The organism is Paenibacillus sp., from assembly GCF_035645235.1.
Taxonomy (GTDB): Bacteria; Bacillota; Bacilli; order Paenibacillales; family YIM-B00363; genus Paenibacillus_AE.
In genome coordinates, this window is the sequence record NZ_DASQMZ010000197.1 from 1 (window position 1) to 16,897 (window position 16,897).

The window sequence follows — 16,897 nt, forward strand, 5'->3', positions numbered from 1 at the left end:
AGTTAGCGGAGAACTCCGGTAACTCGCCTCCCCTCCGCTCGCTCCCCTGCCCCGCAATGCCGCCGACACAAATAAGCGGCCCCTCAGTCATGTAATCCATGACCGAGGGGCCGCCTCCGTACGCACCAAGTAGCTTATTCCGATTTCGCGCCGCCGAACGCCGTCTCCGGCGTCGTCAAGCGGTCGTAGTATTCTACATACTTGTCCTTGTCGCTGCCCGTGCGCAGCGCCATCGCGGAGCGCGGGTGCTCGTTCAGCATGCCCGTCAGCATGTACGGGATGTTGTAGCCCCACTCCCACTTCTCCCGCATCGCGACCATATGCTTCTCGAGGAAGCCCAGCACCGGCCGAAGCTCGTAGCGCGGGTTTTTCAGCGAACCGAGCAGCAGTTCGGTCGTGCAGTTGCCCGCCGCGCGGCCCATGCCGTACACCGACGAATCGAGGAACGTAATGCCGCCCTCGATGCCCGCGAGCGTGTTCGCGTATGCCAGCTGCATATTATTATGCGTGTGGATGCCGAGCGTCTTGTTCGGCAGCGCCCGCTTGAACTTCTCGGTCATGTAGGCGACGTCCTTCGGATCCATGCTGCCGTACGAGTCGACGACGTATACCACGTCGACGTTGCTGCCCCCGATCGCCTGCAGCGCCTCGTTCAGCTCGTTCTCGAGCGCATGGGAAAGCGCCATAATGTTGATCGTCGTCTCGTAGCCGAGCGCATGGAATTTCTCCGCCAGCTCGATCCCCTTGTCCACGTCCTTCAAGTAACAAGCGACGCGGATCAGATCCAGCAAGCTTTCCCCGCGCGGCAGGATGTCGTTCTCGTCCACGCGCCCGATGTCGACCAAGGCCGACAGCTTCGTGTCGGTCTTCTGCGGGATCACCTCGCGAAGGAACGCCTCGTCCAAGAAACGCCACGGCCCCGCGTCGCCGCCCTTCAGCAGCTTCGGCGAATTCTTATAACCGATCTCCATATACTCGACGCCGGCTTCGCTCAAGCTGTAATACAAATCGCGCACGAAGTCTACGCTGAAATCCCAATTATTGACCAATCCGCCGTCCCGAACCGTGCAGTCTAAAATTTTGCAGTTTGCGTTTCTCATTCCGTTCGACCTCCGCAGCTTCCGATCATAATTATTCCATTATAGTAGTCTCGTCCGCCGACCACAACCTTGTATTTCCGAGCGGCGCAATCCAGAGCCTCTCCCGAGGAAGGCCGGCGCGGTCCCACGCGGCGAGCAGCCGGTCGACCGCCTCCTTCGGCGTGTCGTCCGCGAGGCGGAAAGCATCGTAGTGCATCGGCATGAAAATGTCGCCCCCGACGTCCAAGAACGTCTGCACCGCCTCCTCCGGCGTCATGTGCGAACCGCCCATGAACCATTCCGGCTCGTACGCGCCGATCGGCAGCAGCGCGACGCGGATGTCGCCGTACCGCTCCCCGATCTCCCGAAAGCGCGGCGCGTCGTAGCCGCTGTCGCCGGCGAAATACAACGTACCCGCGCCGTGCCGCATGACCCATCCGCCCCAATGGGACGTATTCGTATCCCACGGCGTCCGGCGCGTCCAATGCCGCGCCGGCACGAAGGCGAACGTCGCGCCGCCGACCGACGTCTCCTCCCACCAGCTTAGCTCCTTCACGCGGGCGAAGCCCCGCCGGCGGAACCATCGCGCCAGCCCCTCCGGCACGAGGCAGACGAAGTCGCCGGGCAGACGCCGCAGGCTGCCGAGATGCAGGTGATCGTAGTGCGCGTGCGACAGCAGCACGACGTCGATCGGCGGCAGCAGCTCGATCGGGATGCCCGGCGGCGACAGCCTCGGCTGAAAGCCCATCCGCGCGGCCCACACCGGATCGGTCACGATGTTCAGACCGCCGAGCTGCACGAGGAACGTCGCGTGGCCGACGAACGTGACGGTCGGCTTCGTCCGGTTCGCCGCGAGGAACGCGACGTCCGGCTCGACCGACGGCACGCGGTAGGAGAGATCCTTCGTCTTCGCGCTGCGCTCCTTCCGCCACTGCCGCAATTCCGCGATCGACTTGCGGTTGGCGGAGCCGTCCGCGTTGACATACCGTTTGACCATCTTATTCCCTCCCGCGGTCGTATTCGATCAACCCGAACGGGATGCCCTCCGGATCGGCGCAGTAACGGAACCGTCCGACGCCGGCAAGCGGGATCACGTCCGTCAGCGCCGTTCCGCCGTGCGCGACGACCTTGTCCATCGCGGCGTCGAGATCCTCCACTTGTACGGTATTGACCGTCTGATGCGGCAGCGCCGGATCGACCGGGCGAACCGTCGCCCCGTTAATGCCGCGCTCCCCGCGTTCCTCCGACGAAATCAGCCGCCAGTACTCCCCTTCGCCCCGCATCGTCCGCCAGCCGAAAACCCCGGCGTAGAACGCCGCCGTTCGCGCCGGGTCGCGCGACAACAATTCGAAATGTACGACTCGATTCAACTCGCGTCCCTGCTTTCTTTTTCCCGAAACTTTCCTTCGTTCGCCCAACGAGCTTAGGCGTTCCCTCTTGCGCTGTGCTATAATTTTACCACGTAAAGAGTCAGGAGGGCTAAGATGAAGCAACAATGGACGCTGATCTGCGCGCTGCTGTTCGCCTTGATCATCGCGATCTTCTCCGTGATCAACGTCGAGCCGGTGCCGGTCGACTACGTCTTCGGCACGGCGCAGTTTCCGCTGATTATGGTCATCCTCGGCTCCGCGCTGCTCGGCGGCTTCGTCGTCGGCCTCATCGGCACGATCCGCATGGTGCGGCAAAACCGCCGCATCCGCGCGCTCGAGCGCGAGCTGCAGGCCGCGAAGGAGGCGGCGCATCCGCCGGCGACGGCCGGGGCCGCCGCGCCCGCCGCCGCGCCCTCGCCCGAGCCTGCGCCGTCGGCCGCCGGGGAGGATACGAAATAATCGAGCCGGCTCGCCACAAGGAAAACCTCCCCTCGACCGCGCCGCCGAAGGCGGCGTGCGGGCGAAAGGAGGTTTTCGCAGTGTTATCGATTATTTTGCGCCCCGCCACTCCTCGAGCGCCTGCTGCACGCGCGTGACGCCTTGGCTCATCGCATGCCCGCCGCCGACCGCGGCCGCTACGGCCGCCGCCTCGAGCACCTCGGCCGGCTTCGCGCCCTTGGACAGCGCCTCCTGCACGTGATACATCGTGCACACTTCATTGTTCGCGAACAGCGAGATGCCGAGGGCGACAAGCTGCTTCTCCTTCGCCCCGAGCGCCCCTTCCGCGAAGCATGCCCCGGTAAACCGGTGATAGGCCTCCACGATGTCCGGGAGCGCCTCCTGCATATGCCCTACGCCGATTTTGTACGCATCGATTTTCCGATCCATTACGGTCTGATTCACGCCGCATAGCCTCCTACTGGGTAGAGTCCGAATATCCCCCTCTAGCGTCCCCAGTTTTCCCCACCCCTACGCGCGCGACGCCGCGGAAACTTCGCCGACGCCTCCCCGCGCTGAAATAGGCGTTCCCATCACCCCCGGCTCTCCGAAGCCTTCTTCGCCCCGAAGTCGGCGGGACTGCGGCCCGTGATCGACTTAAACACGCGGCTGAAGTAAGCCGGGTCGGGATAGCCGACCTTCTCTCCCACCTCGTACACGCGATAATCCCCGCTCAGCAGCAGTTCCTCGGCTTTGCGAATCCGGTAGTTCGTGACGTACTGAATGAAGTTCATCCCGGTATCCCGTTTAAACACATAGCTGAGATAGTTCCGCGTCAGATGCATGCCCTTGGCCAGCTCCGTAAACGACAGCGGCTCCGCATAGCGCGCCGCCACGTGCTTCTTGATCGCCTCGGTGTAGGAGCGGCTGTTTTGCTCCGAGAAGCGGCGGCGCAGCAGCGCCAGCACACGTTCCGCGAACCCCTTCGCCTCGTCGAACAGCATCTCCTTCGTGCGGCATTGCTGCATCCGATTCATGACCTGCAGCCATTGCGACGAATCCATGAACGCCGCGTCCCATTCCATAAAGCGCATCATCAATTCGGTGACGACGGCGAGGGATGCCGTCTGCGCGTACGCGAACGTCGTCCGCTCGCCCGAGAAACACGCCTCCAACTCCTCCCACTTGCGCCGAACCGCCGGCTCGTCGACGCGCAGGAACGCCTCGTACAGCTGCTTCGTATGCTCGATCGGATACAGCGGCCAGTCGGCGGCTTCGTTCGACGGCTCGTACCGGAACAGCTGATGGAACCCCTCGTCTTCGTTGCGTGTCAAGGCGACGAGCGACTCGCGGTACGATCTGGAATACATCGACGGATCCGCGTACCATTGCCCGACGCTCGCGTGAACGTCCAACTGAAACGACGCGCGGGCTTTCTCGAGAATGTCGCGCATCGTCCCCTCCGCGCGGCAACGCGCGCTCGCTTCGTCGGCGTCGAAGAACACGAGGGGCAGCCGGTCGTCGATGAATCGAAGGGCGTAGCAGCCTCCAGATGCCGGAAGCGCCTCGGACACCAGCTTCGTGAAGGAAAACATAAACAGCTGCCACTCCCGTTCGCTTATGGCCGGGCCGGCCGGCGGCCGATACAGCTTCACGCTCGCGACGATCGCGCCTCGATCGATCGGATGCTCGATCCGGTAGAACGCGAGCAGATCTTCGAGATCCTCGCTCGGGCGGGCGCCGACGGCGATCCACTCGAAGAGGAACCGTTCCCGCAAGATCGGCAGCGCCTCGCGAAGCTGCCGCTCGAACTGCTCGGACAGCCGCTGCTCCCGCCTCCGCTCGAGCAGCGCTTCCTTCACCTCGAGAAGCGCCGCTTCGATCTCGTCGTGGGTGCTCGGTTTCAAGACGTACTTCGAGACGTTCAAATGGATCGCTTCCCGAGCGAACGCGAAGTCGTCGTAGCCGCTTAAGATGATGACCGGCAGCGCGGGATCCTGTTCGCGAATTTTCCGAACGAGCTCCAGCCCGTTCATCTTCGGCATTGATACGTCCGTCATCAAGATGTCCGGTCGCTCGTTCGCGTACGCGTCCCAGGCTTGTTCCCCGTTGCGCGCCGTCGCGACGCGCTCGATGCCGAGGGCGTTCCAATCCACCATCGTCCGTATGCCTTCCAAAACGTGACTCTCGTCGTCGACCAGCAGCAGCTTCAAGCGCGATCCCCTCCCGTATTCGCTTGCTCGTACCGTTCTCCCCCGTCGGCGTCCCGAACGATCGGCAGCGCGATCCGAACGCATACGCCCCTAGGAGACCGGGGGGTCACCTCGACGCCGAACGCCGGACCGAAGTACAGCCGGATGCGCGCGGAGACGTTGCCGATGCCGTACCCGCCGCTGCCGGACGGCGTCGGCACCGGGGCGGAGGGCGCGCCGGCGCCGTCCGCGGGAAGCGGTTCGATCAATCCCTTGCCGTTGTCTTCGACCGTCAGGAGGAGGCGTTCTCCCTCGAGCGAGACGGTCACTTCGATCGCCGCATCGGGGTCGTCGACGTCCTGCAGGCCGTGAATAATAGCGTTTTCAAGAAAAGGCTGCAAAATCAGCTTCGGCACGTACAGCCGGGTCAGCGATTCGTCGACGTTCGTTCGATACGCGAACCGGTCCTTATATCGCGCCTGCTGAATTTCGATATAGAGCAAGCTGTGCTCCAACTCTTCGGCGAGCGTAATGAACGTCTTGCCCTTGCTCAGGTTGATGCGGAACAGCCGGGCCAGCTTCGTCGCCATCAGCCCGGCCTCCTTCGCCCCCTTCATCACGGCCATCCAATGGATCATATCGAGCGTGTTATATAGGAAATGCGGATTGATCTGGCTGAGCAGCGCATTGATTTCCGCTTGTTTCTTCGCTTGATGCTCCCGCTCGAGGCTCGCCATCAGCTCCTGGAGCTGTCCGCTCATGCGGGAGAAGTTTTTGGATAATTGTTGGATTTCGAAAATGCTCGTGCGCCCCGGCAGCTGCCACGCGAAGTTGCCGCTTTCGATCTGGCGAAAGCCTATGAGCAGCTCCGGAATGCCGGAGGTGATGCGGCGCGACAGCTTGAGCGCGACCGCCAAGGCGATCGCTCCGGCCAAAATCCCCACGCCGATCATCCAGTTGCGGATAATTCGAAGCGGTCCGTATACTTCTTTCGCCGGGATCATATCGAGCATGCGCCATTGCGCTTGGTTCGGCAACGTATAGACGATCAAGTACGGCTCTCCCGCGATGTCGGCGCTTACCCAGCCCGCGCGCTGGAGCGGTTCGATGTCCGCGATGCGGCTCGTCTGCGCAAGCGCCGCCTCGATCGGTTCCCCTTCGGGGTACGACACGTTCGAGATCAACCGCCCGCCGCTGTCCAAGATAACCGTCACGCCTTCCGTGCGGTGCCGGTTTTCCTTCAGCAGCGCCGACAGCGCCGTCTCGTTGACGTTGATTTCCAAGTAACCAACGACGTTCCCGCGCTCGTCGGCGATTTTCGAGAAATACGTAATGACGGAATATGAACGGTACAAATTCGAATCGTCCAACCGGGAGCCGATCCACAGCGAATCCGCCTTCTTCAGCCGCTCCGTCTCCTCCCCCCAAGGGAAGGCCGAGAGCGGCTTCGTGCGGTCCTGAGTAAGCGGCGGAAAATTTTCGAACGCAGCGCTATAGACGAAGATGCTCGTAATGTACGCTTTGGAATAAATGATTCGGCTTACAAATTCGTTCGTTTCGCGCCGCGTCTCGAGCGAGGCGATGACGGAGTCGGGCGGTTCCGATACGGCCTTGACCAGCGCCGGGTGGACCGCGATCGACAGGGCGGTTTCCTCCACGTCGCGAATGCGAGCCGTGAGTTGGCTGTGCGCCACTTCGAGCAGCTCGAGCCGCGACGACGTCGTCTGCTCCGCAATGATGCGAGAGACTTGAAAATATACGATCACCATCGTCGAGGCGACGAGGAAAAACGAGAAGCCGATCAATGTGACGAATAGAAGTCTGGATAACCGCCATTCCCTGAACACGCGCATCCGCCTTCCCGCGACTCTGGCTGTCATTGCCTTCGGATTACCCTTTCAGACCGGACGTGGCGATGCCTTGGACGAAGTATTTCTGAGCGAACAAGAAGACGAGAAAACTCGGAATGAGCGAGAGGATCGACATAGCGAACATCGGCCCCCACTGGCTGCCGCCCGTTCCGTCCAGAAACAGCCGCAGTCCGAGCGGAACCGTATACTTTACGATATCATTAATATAAATCAATTGGCTGAAAAAGTCGTCCCATGTCCAGATAAAACTGAAAATGCCCGTCGTGATGAGCGCCGGCGCGCACAACGGCATCACAATGCGCCAATAGACGCCGAAGGCGCTGCAGCCGTCGATCGTCGCCGCCTCGTCCAGCTCGCGGGGGAGGCCCCGGATAAACTGGATCATCAGAAAGACGAAGAAGGAAGAAATCGCGAACAAGTGCGGCACGGTCAGCGGGAGGTACGTATTCGTCCACCCGAGTTTATGGAAGAGCAAGTATTGCGGAATTAACGTCACTTGCGCCGGCAGCATCATCGTCATGAGCATGACGGCGAACCAGAGCCGCTGCAGCGCGAATCGCATTCTCGCGAACGCATACGCGACAAGGGAACAAGAGGCCACGTTGCATACGACGACGGCGAGGCTCACGACGAACGAATTCGCGAAGAAGGAACCGAAGTCGACGCGCGGCAGCCCGGACCAGCCCTGCCGGTAATTTTCTGTAAACCACGTTTTCGGCCATAGCCCGGTGTCCGAGAAAATTTCGGCGGTCGGCTTGAACGAACCGAAAAACATCCAAAGAATCGGATAAATCATCACGACGCCGAATGCCGCAAGCGCCAGATGGAGCGCGCCTCGCCTTCCGATTCGAATCGCTGCGGTCGCTTTCATCCCTTGGCCCCTCCCGATTCGTAATGCACCCAGAGCGCCGATGTGCGGAACAAGATCGCCGTGAGGACGCCGATGACGGCGAGCAAGATCCAAGACAACGCGGACGCATACCCCATTTGGAAGTACGTGAACCCTTTCTCATACAAGTAAATCGCGTAAAACAGCGTGGAGTCGAGCGGTCCCCCCTTGGTGACGATGAAGCCTTGCGTGAACACCATGAAACCGCCGATCGTCTGCATGACGAGGTTGAAAAACACGACGGGCGACAGCATCGGCGCCGTGATCGTAAAAAATTGCTGCGCTTTGCCCGCCCCGTCGATCGCCGACGCTTCGTACAGATGCTCGGGAATTTGCTTGAGCCCTGCGAGGAAGATGACCATCGACGACCCGAATTGCCAAATCGCCAGCAGACAGAGCGTATAGATGGCGTATGCCGGATGCGAAATCCAAGAGACGCCTTCGTACCCCGCGAGCCCGAGCAGCTTGTTGATGAGGCCGTCCGCGCCGAAAATTTGCCTCCACATGATCGCCACCGCGACGCTGCCGCCGACGAGCGACGGCAAGTAGTACACGGTTCGATACAGACCGATGCCTCGGATGGCGCGGTTCAGCAGCATGGCGACGGCCAGGGCGAACAGCAGCTTCAGGGGCACGGACACCGCGACGAACACGAACGTCGCCCGCAGCGCCTTGACGAACCGGTCGTCCCGCAAGAAGATGTCCTGAAAATTTTGGGCGCCGACCCACGAAGCCGAACTGAACAAGTCGAACGACGTGAACGAAAAGTATAAGGAGCTAAGCATCGGCCCCAGCGTGAACGCGAACAACCCGATCAACCAGGGAGATAAAAACAAGTAGGCCGTCAAATTGCGCTTGATCGCCGGTTTCGGCATGATCGGATTTCCCTCCTTGTAGCGGAAAGCCGGGGAAGGACTCCCCGGCTTTCGGCTGTTCGGCGCCGCTTATTGGGCGAGCAATTGATTGCCCTTCTCGATAAATTCGGCCGCGACCTGTTCGGGCGTCTTCTGGCCGAATTGCATCTCTTGGATCAACGTCAGGAGCAGCTTTTCCGCTTCGGCGGCACCCGGAGGCGCGATGATGTCGATCGGCTGCGCGATGGCGGCGGAGGCGTCCGTAAATTCGACCGCCTTCGCGTCTTGTTCGGACAACTGCGCCTTGACCGCCTCGCGCACTTGGCTCGCGACCGGAACGCCGCGGTTCGTCGACAACACCTTCCCGGCTTCCACGTCGTTCAGCAAGAAGTCTACCAGGAGCGCCGCTTCCTTGGCATGCGGCGTCTTCGCATTAATCGACCAGTACATGCTTGGCGTGATGTAATACGCTTCTTTGCCGCCCGGCGTCTGCGGGAGCATCATCATCTCCAGCGGACGGTTCGCGAGCGTCATCAGGGAGGTGTACTGGTTGGAGCTGACGAGCGCGAACGGGCTTTTCCCTTGCACGATCGGGTAATTTTCCAGCGGGCCGTTGAAGTACGACGCTGTAATTTCGGCGGACGACGTCCCGCCCGCGTTCCGGAGATCGTTCCAGAACGTCAGGTACTCCGTCAACGCCTCTTGCGGGAAGCCGATTTTTCCGTCCTTGTACAGGGAGTAGCCCTTCTCCCTCATGAAGTAATGCAGCATGTTCGGCGCGGCGGTATCGTCCGGCACGCCGAAGGCGCCGCTGCCGAGCGATTGGGACACTTGCGTCGCCATAGCCGCGAATTGCTCCCACGTCATGCGCCCTTCGATTGTCACGCCCGCCTTCTCCAGCATCGCCGGGTCGTACACGTACGTCAAGGCGCTGATGCCCGCCGGCAGCGCGTAAAGGGAGGAGCCGACTTTCCCGGAGCTGATCGTGCCCTCGTCGATCGCGTCGAGCGCGATGCCGGCGTCGCTCAATTCGAGGAGCGCGTTGCGGCTCGCGTAATCGCTTAAATACACATAAGACATCTGGATGACGTCCGGCGCCGAGCCGCCGCTTACCTGCACGGACAGCTTATCCCAATACCCGTCGAAGCCGGAATACTCGGGAACGACCGTGATGTGGGGGTATTTCGCTTCGAACAATTCGATGGCCTTCATCGTTAAGTCGTGACGGTCTTGCGTGCCCCACCAGAGTACCCTTAATTCGACCGGCTCGGGCGCCTGTTCTTCCGGCGGCGACTCCGATGCCGGGCTTTCCGTCGCCGGGCTTTCCGCCGCGGGCGTCTCGACCGCGCCTTCCCCCGCGCCGCCGTTCGACGAACAAGCGGAAATTACGATGGCAGCGATCAACAAACAGGACAGCAGCATGGCTAACGAACGTCTGCGCATACATCCAACTCCCCTATGGAATGTTGTTTTACATCTTCATCTTACGGCATCGGCGCGCTGCGCCGGAATGGAATCCGTTACGCATTCCTTGTACAAATGTAATCGCTTTTCTCTGCCCGTTCGTCGGCGACGATCGTCCACTCGCTCGCGATCAAGATGTCGCGGTGCGTAATGCCTGCGTCGGTTCCCTCGAAGGCCGCCGTAAGGAAGTCTGCCACAATTCCCGAAGGAGGCGGGACGTTCGTCTCGCGGCGGTACCCGTGCGTCCCGGCGACGGTGATAAGCAAATCTTCCGTCGATACGCCCGGTTCTCCCTCCAAGCGCAGCTCGGCCGTCCCTTCCGTGCCGACGACGAAGATGCGGCCGTCGCCCCACGTCCAGCTGCTCGCCGGCGTGTGCCAGTCCGCGTACAATTGTGCAATCACGCCCTGATCGAGCTCCGCCTCCGCGACGGCGACGTCCCAGAACCCCGGGTGCTCCGGCAAAATCCGCTTGATCATGCGGCTTCGCACGCCGACGACTTCCCGCCCCGTCAGCCATCGCAACAAGTCGAAGTCGTGAATGAACAAATCCACGATAATGCCGCCGCAGCGCTCCTTGTCGAAAAACCATGCGGGTCTGCGCTCCGGACTCAACCGATGGGGCTTGCGCATGCCGATGCTTACGATGTCGCCGAAGACGCCCTGTTCGATGCTCCGCTTCAGCGCGTAGACGGACGGACGATACCGCTCGGTAAGCAGCATGCCGACGGTCGTCTTTCCTTCTTCCAAGATGCGCTCTAGCCGGTTCAGCCCTTCCCGCGTCGTAACCGCGGGCTTATCGACCATGACGGGGATGCCGCGTTCCGCGCACCACTCGATCGCGTCGATCTTCTCCGCGTTGACGCCCGCGCAGCCGATCACCTCGGCCGCCGCGAGCGGATCGGGGGTATCGAACAGCGGCACGCCGTATTTCTCGCGCATCGCGTCGGCGACCGCGCCGGGCTCCTTGTCGTGTATGCCGATGAATTGATGGCCGAGCGCCAGCATCTCGTCGATGAAGATGCCGATATGTCCGTGCTGACAGCCGTATACGCCGAATCGGCGCGCGCGTTCTCCTGCTGCTCTCATGTCGCATTCTCCTGTTCCCGGGCGAGCTCGTCGACGACCTCCGCCACCCGTTCCTCGATTTCGATCGCGAAAGCGGACGGCAAGCCGAAATACACGTACGCGTCTCCGCCTTCGTAACCGCCTTCTTCGACTTGCTTCGCCGTCGGAACGTAGCCCGTCATCCCGTTCGCGTAACCCATCGGAATCGTGATCCCCGGGAAGGCTCGCTTGATGCGCAGGCCGTATTCGACGACGATTTCGCCGTTCATCGCAAGCAACGCCAATCCTTCCGCGAGACGGACGTACGTCAGCTCGAGCGGAACGGCGGGCTGCAACCGCTCGGGGCGCTCTAGGAGCGTGCGGCTCCAAGCGGCAAGGATGCGGTCGTCGCCATCCGCGTACGTTCGAAGCGCCGCCTCGTCCGGAACGTGCCGGAACGGCAGCCTCGCCGCCCGTCGGATAAACCTCGGCGCCGCCGCGCCCGCCGGCCGCATGCCTCCCCGCAGCACGCGCAGCACCTCCGCCGCCAGCGCGTCGCCTTGCGCTCTAATGTCGGCGTCGCCTCCCCGATAAAACGCCCCGTCCCTCGACAGATTCGGGCGGACGTCCCCGCAACAGCCTTGTACGAAGGCTGGCAGGGCGTCCGGTCCCAGCTCCCGCTCCAGCCGCTCCGCCGCCGCGCCCGGGTATTCCGCGTCGACGCGGGGCGCATCCCCGATCGTCGGGTGGCATGTGTAGTGAAACCATACGCCCTTCGGGGAACCGTCCGACCGGTCGAAGCGGACGACCGTCACCTCCGGGTCCGTCGGCCCCTCCGGATTGGGTTTGCCGACGATGCGCCCGTCTTCCCGTTTGCGCCGGTGGATGCCGAGTCCGAATGCGCCGGTACCCACGCTTATCGTCACCGGCTCGTTCGCGGACCGCCGCGCCTCGGCGGCTCCCTTCACCGTTTCTTCTTCGAGCCACATGACGTACGCTTCGTCCCTGCGTCCGATCTCCGGCGATAAGTAGGCGCTCGTCGGCGGACCTCCGTGGGTATGCGTGCCCTGCAGCACGATCCTTTCGGGCGGCAGGCCGAACGCCTCGAGGAGCGCTTGTCTGAGGCGAGGCATCTGGTCGTCTCCCCAGCAGATTAGATCGGCGAAGACGAACAACGCCTCCGCCGGGGCTTCTCCCTCCGCTTCGAACCGAAACCAATAGAAACGCGCGTGCAACGGGCGGTCGACGCCTTCGAACGGCCCGTGCCTCCATCCATAACCGGCCAGCGGAATCGGGCGCTTCGGCGTAATGTCCCGCTTCGCCGTCCCGAGATATGCGATCATTCGATCATCCTCCGTTGCTGCGTATCGTACCGCCCAACCGTTGTCCCGTCAGCCGACCGTCTTCATCACTTTGCGGATCGCCGTCGCGATATCGTGCACGTCCGCCTCGTCCCCGAGCAGCATATCCTGCGTCAGCCAGACGACCTGCCGTTCGCACTTGCGGAGGGTGACGGGACAATCGTACGTTCGCGCCTCCCCGGTTTTCGCCTCGATGTCCTTCAGCATCGCTTCGTTCCGATGGAGCGGCACATAGCCCGAGGAAGCCGGGATGCCTTCCGCCTGCAGCTTCGCCAGCACCTCCGCTTTGACGCCCGGCCTCGATTCGGCGAGCGCGCGGTCGATCTGGAACATGTACAGATGATACGCATGCGCCGTCATTCTGGGATCGTACCGCATGAGACGCACCCCTTCGACGTCCTCGAGCATTTCCGTCAGCAGCGCCGCATGGCGCTCCCGCAGCCGCATCTGTTCGTCCAGCCGCGACATCTGCCCGAGCAAAATCGCGCCCTGCAGCTCCGTCATTCGCAAATTCCACCCGACGTGTTCGTGTTGGTACCACGCGCCCCCGCGCACCCGGCCTACGTTCGTCAGCGACCAGGCGAGCTCGGCGACGTCGTCGCGATTCGTCAGCATGATGCCGCCTTCGCCGGAGTTGATGTTCTTGCTCTGTTGGAAGCTGAACGTGCCGATATCTCCGATCGCGCCGACGGGTCGGCCCTCCCAGCTCGCCCCTACCGCCTGCGCGCCGTCCTCGACGAGCGCCAGCCCGCGCCGTGCGCACAAATCCCGCAGCCGGGTCAGGTTCGCCGGCGCCCCGGCCATATGGACGGCCACGACCGCCTTCGTCTTCGGCGTAATGAGCGCCTCGACGCAATCGACGTCGATGAGCAGCGTGTCTTCTTCGACGTCGGCGAACACCGGGATCGCGCCGAACAAGAGCGCGGACGTCGCGGTGGCGATGAACGTGTACGAAGGCACGATGACCTCGTCGCCGGGCTTGACGCCGGCCGCCATCAAGGCGATCGTGATCGCGACCGTCCCGTTGACGACGGTTACGGCGTGCTTCGCCTCGTGCCGGGCGGCGAACGCTTCTTCGAATCGAGCCAGCGTATTGCGGCCGGTGCCCCCCCATTTTCCAGAGTGGAGCACTTCCAAGAGCAATTTCTCCTCCAACTCGCCGTAAATCGGCCATTTCGCGAACGGTTTGTTCCGTACGGGCGCGCCGCCGTCGATCGCAAGCTTCTCCGTCATGTCCATCCTACCTTCCAGTGAGTTTGTTGCCCATGATAAAGAATCCGAAGCGGGAAAGGAATGAAGAGAAGTATGCTCGACTTGGAGAAAGGTACTCAAATCTCGTCCATCGTTTATTAACCATAGTTCAGAAAGCAAGAAAACGTCCGAAAACGGAGCCCGCGCCCGCAGAAACACGAGAAAAAATAATGAACAGGGCATCGTGTCGAATTTGATCGAACCGCGCCGTTCGTTTATTATATTTTCATAGTTAAAGGAGGCTGTCGCATGTCGTATCGCGTTCAGTTCGAGTACTCACCCGTCTACGAGCTTCTGCTGAGCTTCATGATCTACAGCCGTCGGAAATGGACCCGCAATCTCGACATCGGCACCGCTTGGCTGAAAGAAACCGACGACCTGTTCGGCGCGAAACGAAAGGCCGCCAGCGCCGCATGCACGGAGGATACGTTCGACCGATTGTTCCTGCTCGCCTACCTGTGCCCGGACAAGGAAGACGTTCCGCGCTTCCTCGATTGGCTGTCGGCGCTGAGCCCCGGCCAGCTCTACGAGCTGCTTTCGCCCCAGACGCTGGGTTCGATGCCGAGCGACTTGGGCGGGGACATCGAGCGGGCCGTCACGCTGCTGCGCGCTTGGCATGAGCTATACTTCGAGGCATTCAACCAGGGCTGGGACGCGACCGCCCGCGCCAGCCTTGCGGATCAGACCGCCGCGCCGGCGGCGGATCCGGTGTCCCAAGTCGAGCTGACGACCGGCGGACTCGTGCTGGAGCCGAACGATCGCATCCAGACGATCACGTTGGTGCCTGCGCAGCATTTTCGCCCGTTGAACTTGTACGCTATCTATCGCTCGCTCGTCATCATCCTGTACCCCGTCGATCCGCCGGCCGAGCCCGACGCGCCGCCGACGATGCTGCTTCGCGCGACGCGGGCGATGTCCGACGAAAGCCGCCTGCGCATCCTGCGCTTCCTGGCGCCGGAGGCGCGCAGCTTTACGGAGGTCGTGGCGTATACGGGGCTGTCCAAGGGCACCGTGCACCACCATATGATGGCGCTCCGCGCCGCCGGGCTCATCCGGACGCATCTCGTCGGCGAACAATACCAGCACGAGCGGTTCAGCATTCGCCTCGACGGCGTCGAGGAGTGCACCGAGTCGCTGCGGACGTATATGAAATCTTAAGACTCGGAAAACGAAAAAGCTGCCCGACACGACGGATCCCGGTCGGTCGAGCAGCTTTTCTTCGCGTTCGCTTCGCTTTATCGCAGATCGTTCGGCACGCGCCGGGCGACGCCCGTTTCGATCGCCGCCGCGGCGACCGCGCGGCTGACGCGCTCGACGACCTTGTCGTTGAACGTGCTCGGGATGACGTACATCTCGTTCAGCTCGTCGTCCGTGACGACCGAGGCGATCGCCCGCGCCGCGGCGAGCTTCATCTCCTCGTTGATCGTCGTCGCCCGGCAGTCGAGCGCTCCCCGGAACATGCCCGGGAAGCACAACACGTTGTTGATCTGGTTCGGGTAGTCGCCGCGCCCGGTCGCCATGACCCGCACGTACGGCTCCGCGACCTCCGGCAATATTTCCGGCTCGGGATTCGCCATCGCGAAGACGATGGGATCCGGCGCCATCGCCTTCACGTCCTCCGCGGTCAAGACGCCCGGCCGGGAGACGCCGATGAAGACGTCCGCGCCGCGGATGACGTCGGAGACGCCGCCCTCGAGCCGGTTCGGGTTCGTGCGTTCGGCGAGCCAGTTCCAGTTGTCGTTGTCGTACGCGCGGCCCGGCACGAGCGCGCCCTGCCGATCGACGCAAATCAATTCCCCGATGCCGGCGGAGAGAAGAATCTTGGAGCAGGCCGTCCCCGCCGCGCCGCAGCCGACGAGCACCGCCTTCACCCGCTCGATCGGCTTCTCTACGAGGCGGAGCGCATTGATGAGGCCCGCCAGCATGACGACGGCCGTCCCGTGTTGATCGTCGTGAAATACCGGAATATCGAGCTCGGCCTTCAGCCGCTCCTCGATTTCGAAGCATCGCGGCGAACCGATGTCCTCGAGGTTAATGCCGCCGAAGCCCGGCGCGATCGCCTTGATCGTGCGGATGATCTCTTCCGTGTCCTTCGTGTCTAGGCAAATCGGGAACGCGTCGACGCCGGCGAGCTGCTTGAACAGCATCGCCTTGCCCTCCATGACCGGCATCGCCGCGTACGGCCCGATGTCGCCGAGGCCGAGCACCGCCGTGCCGTCCGAGACGACGGCGACCGTGTTGCGCTTGATCGTGAGCGTGTGCGCCTTGGCCGGGTCCTCGTGAATCGCCATGCACACGCGCGCCACCCCCGGCGTATACACGCGCGAGAGGTCGTCGCGGTTCGTAATTTTCACCTTCGGCTGCGTCTCGATTTTGCCGCCGAGATGGACGAGGAACGTCCGATCGGACACGTTGACGACCCGCACGCCCGGCAGCGACGCCACCGCCTTCGCCAGCCGCCCGTCTTCCGCGTCGTTCACGTTCACGGTAATGTCGCGGATCGTCGACTCCTTCGACGCCCGAATGACGTCGATCGCGACGACGTCGCCGCCCGCGTTCGTTATCTCCGAGATCACCTGACCGAAGCCGACCTTCGTCTTGTCCATCTCGATTCGCATAATGACGCTCGTGCCGATCGCCATATCCCGTCACCGCCCCCTTGGTTAGCGTAAAATAAACTGCTCCACGACCTTGCGCACGCCCTCGTCGTTGTTGCTCGACGTCACGTAGTCCGCGACGCGTTTAAGCGGCTCCACCGCGTTCGCCATCGCGACGCCAAGCCCCGCCGCTTCGATCATTTCGTGATCGTTCCAAGAATCCCCGATCGCGATCGTCTCCTCGCGCGGAATGCCGTAATGCGCCGCCAGATGGAGCAGCGCATGCCCCTTGGTCGCCTCGGGATGAACGACCTCGAGATAATTCGGCTTCGACTTCGTCACATGCGCCCGCTCCCCGAGCCGTTCCTTGAGCGCCGGAATGAGCGCGTCGAGCGTCTCCGGCTCGTCGATCATGAGCAGCTTCGTCGAGCCCCGCTTCGCGATCGCCCGGAAGTCGCTTTGCACCTCGTACGGCACGTTCGTCA

At 62.4% G+C, this 16,897-nt stretch carries 16 protein-coding genes; 2 read left to right on the top strand and 14 right to left on the bottom strand.

From position 1 onward, the window contains the following. Window positions 1-134: 134 nt before the first annotated feature. The 3 genes from VEZ38_RS18150 to VEZ38_RS18160 are packed head-to-tail and all read right to left on the bottom strand — an operon-like array spanning window position 135 to window position 2,449. Window positions 135-1,100, bottom strand: coding sequence for an aldolase catalytic domain-containing protein (locus VEZ38_RS18150; RefSeq protein ID WP_324895999.1), 966 nt, complete (start codon window positions 1,098-1,100; stop codon window positions 135-137). Window positions 1,101-1,131: 31 nt separating this feature from the next. Then, window positions 1,132-2,076: an MBL fold metallo-hydrolase gene (locus tag VEZ38_RS18155; RefSeq protein WP_324896001.1), complete on the bottom strand. Its 945-nt coding sequence runs from the start codon at window positions 2,074-2,076 to the stop codon at window positions 1,132-1,134. Between the two features lies 1 nt (window position 2,077). Further along, entirely contained in the window at window positions 2,078-2,449 is a 372-nt protein-coding gene (locus tag VEZ38_RS18160) for a VOC family protein (RefSeq protein ID WP_324896003.1), read from the bottom strand. A gap of 114 nt (window positions 2,450-2,563) precedes the next feature. On the opposite strand from VEZ38_RS18160, the gene VEZ38_RS18165 reads away from it, so the two are divergent. Continuing rightward, window positions 2,564-2,908 (top strand): LapA family protein, encoded by a 345-nt coding sequence (locus VEZ38_RS18165; RefSeq protein ID WP_324896005.1) that lies wholly within the window; start codon window positions 2,564-2,566, stop codon window positions 2,906-2,908. A 90-nt stretch (window positions 2,909-2,998) separates the two neighbouring features. Here VEZ38_RS18165 and VEZ38_RS18170 read toward each other — a convergent pair whose 3' ends face one another. The 9 genes from VEZ38_RS18170 to VEZ38_RS18210 form a co-directional block, all read right to left on the bottom strand. Continuing rightward, on the bottom strand, window positions 2,999-3,337 hold the full coding sequence (locus VEZ38_RS18170; protein WP_324896029.1) for a carboxymuconolactone decarboxylase family protein: 339 nt from the start codon (window positions 3,335-3,337) through the stop codon (window positions 2,999-3,001). 143 nt (window positions 3,338-3,480) lie between these two features. Beyond that, entirely contained in the window at window positions 3,481-5,100 is a 1,620-nt protein-coding gene (locus VEZ38_RS18175; RefSeq protein ID WP_324896007.1) for a response regulator transcription factor, read from the bottom strand. Next, window positions 5,097-6,926, bottom strand: a complete 1,830-nt coding sequence (locus tag VEZ38_RS18180; RefSeq protein WP_324896009.1) for a sensor histidine kinase — start codon at window positions 6,924-6,926, stop codon at window positions 5,097-5,099. Before VEZ38_RS18180 ends, VEZ38_RS18175 begins: the two co-directional genes overlap by 4 nt. 43 nt (window positions 6,927-6,969) lie before the next feature. Continuing rightward, window positions 6,970-7,821, bottom strand: a complete 852-nt coding sequence (locus VEZ38_RS18185; RefSeq protein ID WP_324896011.1) for a carbohydrate ABC transporter permease — start codon at window positions 7,819-7,821, stop codon at window positions 6,970-6,972. Beyond that, window positions 7,818-8,714, bottom strand: a complete 897-nt coding sequence (locus VEZ38_RS18190) for a sugar ABC transporter permease (RefSeq protein ID WP_324896013.1) — start codon at window positions 8,712-8,714, stop codon at window positions 7,818-7,820. The genes VEZ38_RS18185 and VEZ38_RS18190 overlap by 4 nt, the downstream gene beginning before the upstream one ends. A gap of 69 nt (window positions 8,715-8,783) precedes the next feature. Continuing rightward, on the bottom strand, window positions 8,784-10,136 hold the full coding sequence (locus VEZ38_RS18195; RefSeq protein WP_324896015.1) for an ABC transporter substrate-binding protein: 1,353 nt from the start codon (window positions 10,134-10,136) through the stop codon (window positions 8,784-8,786). A 77-nt stretch (window positions 10,137-10,213) separates the two neighbouring features. Then, window positions 10,214-11,245, bottom strand: a complete 1,032-nt coding sequence (locus VEZ38_RS18200; protein ID WP_324896017.1) for a Gfo/Idh/MocA family oxidoreductase — start codon at window positions 11,243-11,245, stop codon at window positions 10,214-10,216. Continuing rightward, on the bottom strand, window positions 11,242-12,546 hold the full coding sequence (locus tag VEZ38_RS18205; RefSeq protein ID WP_324896019.1) for a hypothetical protein: 1,305 nt from the start codon (window positions 12,544-12,546) through the stop codon (window positions 11,242-11,244). The genes VEZ38_RS18200 and VEZ38_RS18205 overlap by 4 nt, the downstream gene beginning before the upstream one ends. A gap of 48 nt (window positions 12,547-12,594) precedes the next feature. Then, window positions 12,595-13,797, bottom strand: a complete 1,203-nt coding sequence (locus tag VEZ38_RS18210) for a DegT/DnrJ/EryC1/StrS family aminotransferase (protein ID WP_324896021.1) — start codon at window positions 13,795-13,797, stop codon at window positions 12,595-12,597. 267 nt (window positions 13,798-14,064) lie between these two features. On the opposite strand from VEZ38_RS18210, the gene VEZ38_RS18215 reads away from it, so the two are divergent. Next, window positions 14,065-14,973 (top strand): winged helix-turn-helix domain-containing protein, encoded by a 909-nt coding sequence (locus VEZ38_RS18215; RefSeq protein WP_324896023.1) that lies wholly within the window; start codon window positions 14,065-14,067, stop codon window positions 14,971-14,973. Window positions 14,974-15,050: 77 nt separating this feature from the next. Here the strand turns inward: VEZ38_RS18215 and VEZ38_RS18220 are convergent, their stop codons facing one another. Next, entirely contained in the window at window positions 15,051-16,457 is a 1,407-nt protein-coding gene (locus VEZ38_RS18220; RefSeq protein ID WP_324896025.1) for an NAD-dependent malic enzyme, read from the bottom strand. A gap of 21 nt (window positions 16,458-16,478) precedes the next feature. Further along, window positions 16,479-16,897 (bottom strand): HAD-IIB family hydrolase (locus VEZ38_RS18225; protein ID WP_324896026.1); only part of this gene is annotated, 419 nt, incomplete at its 5' end.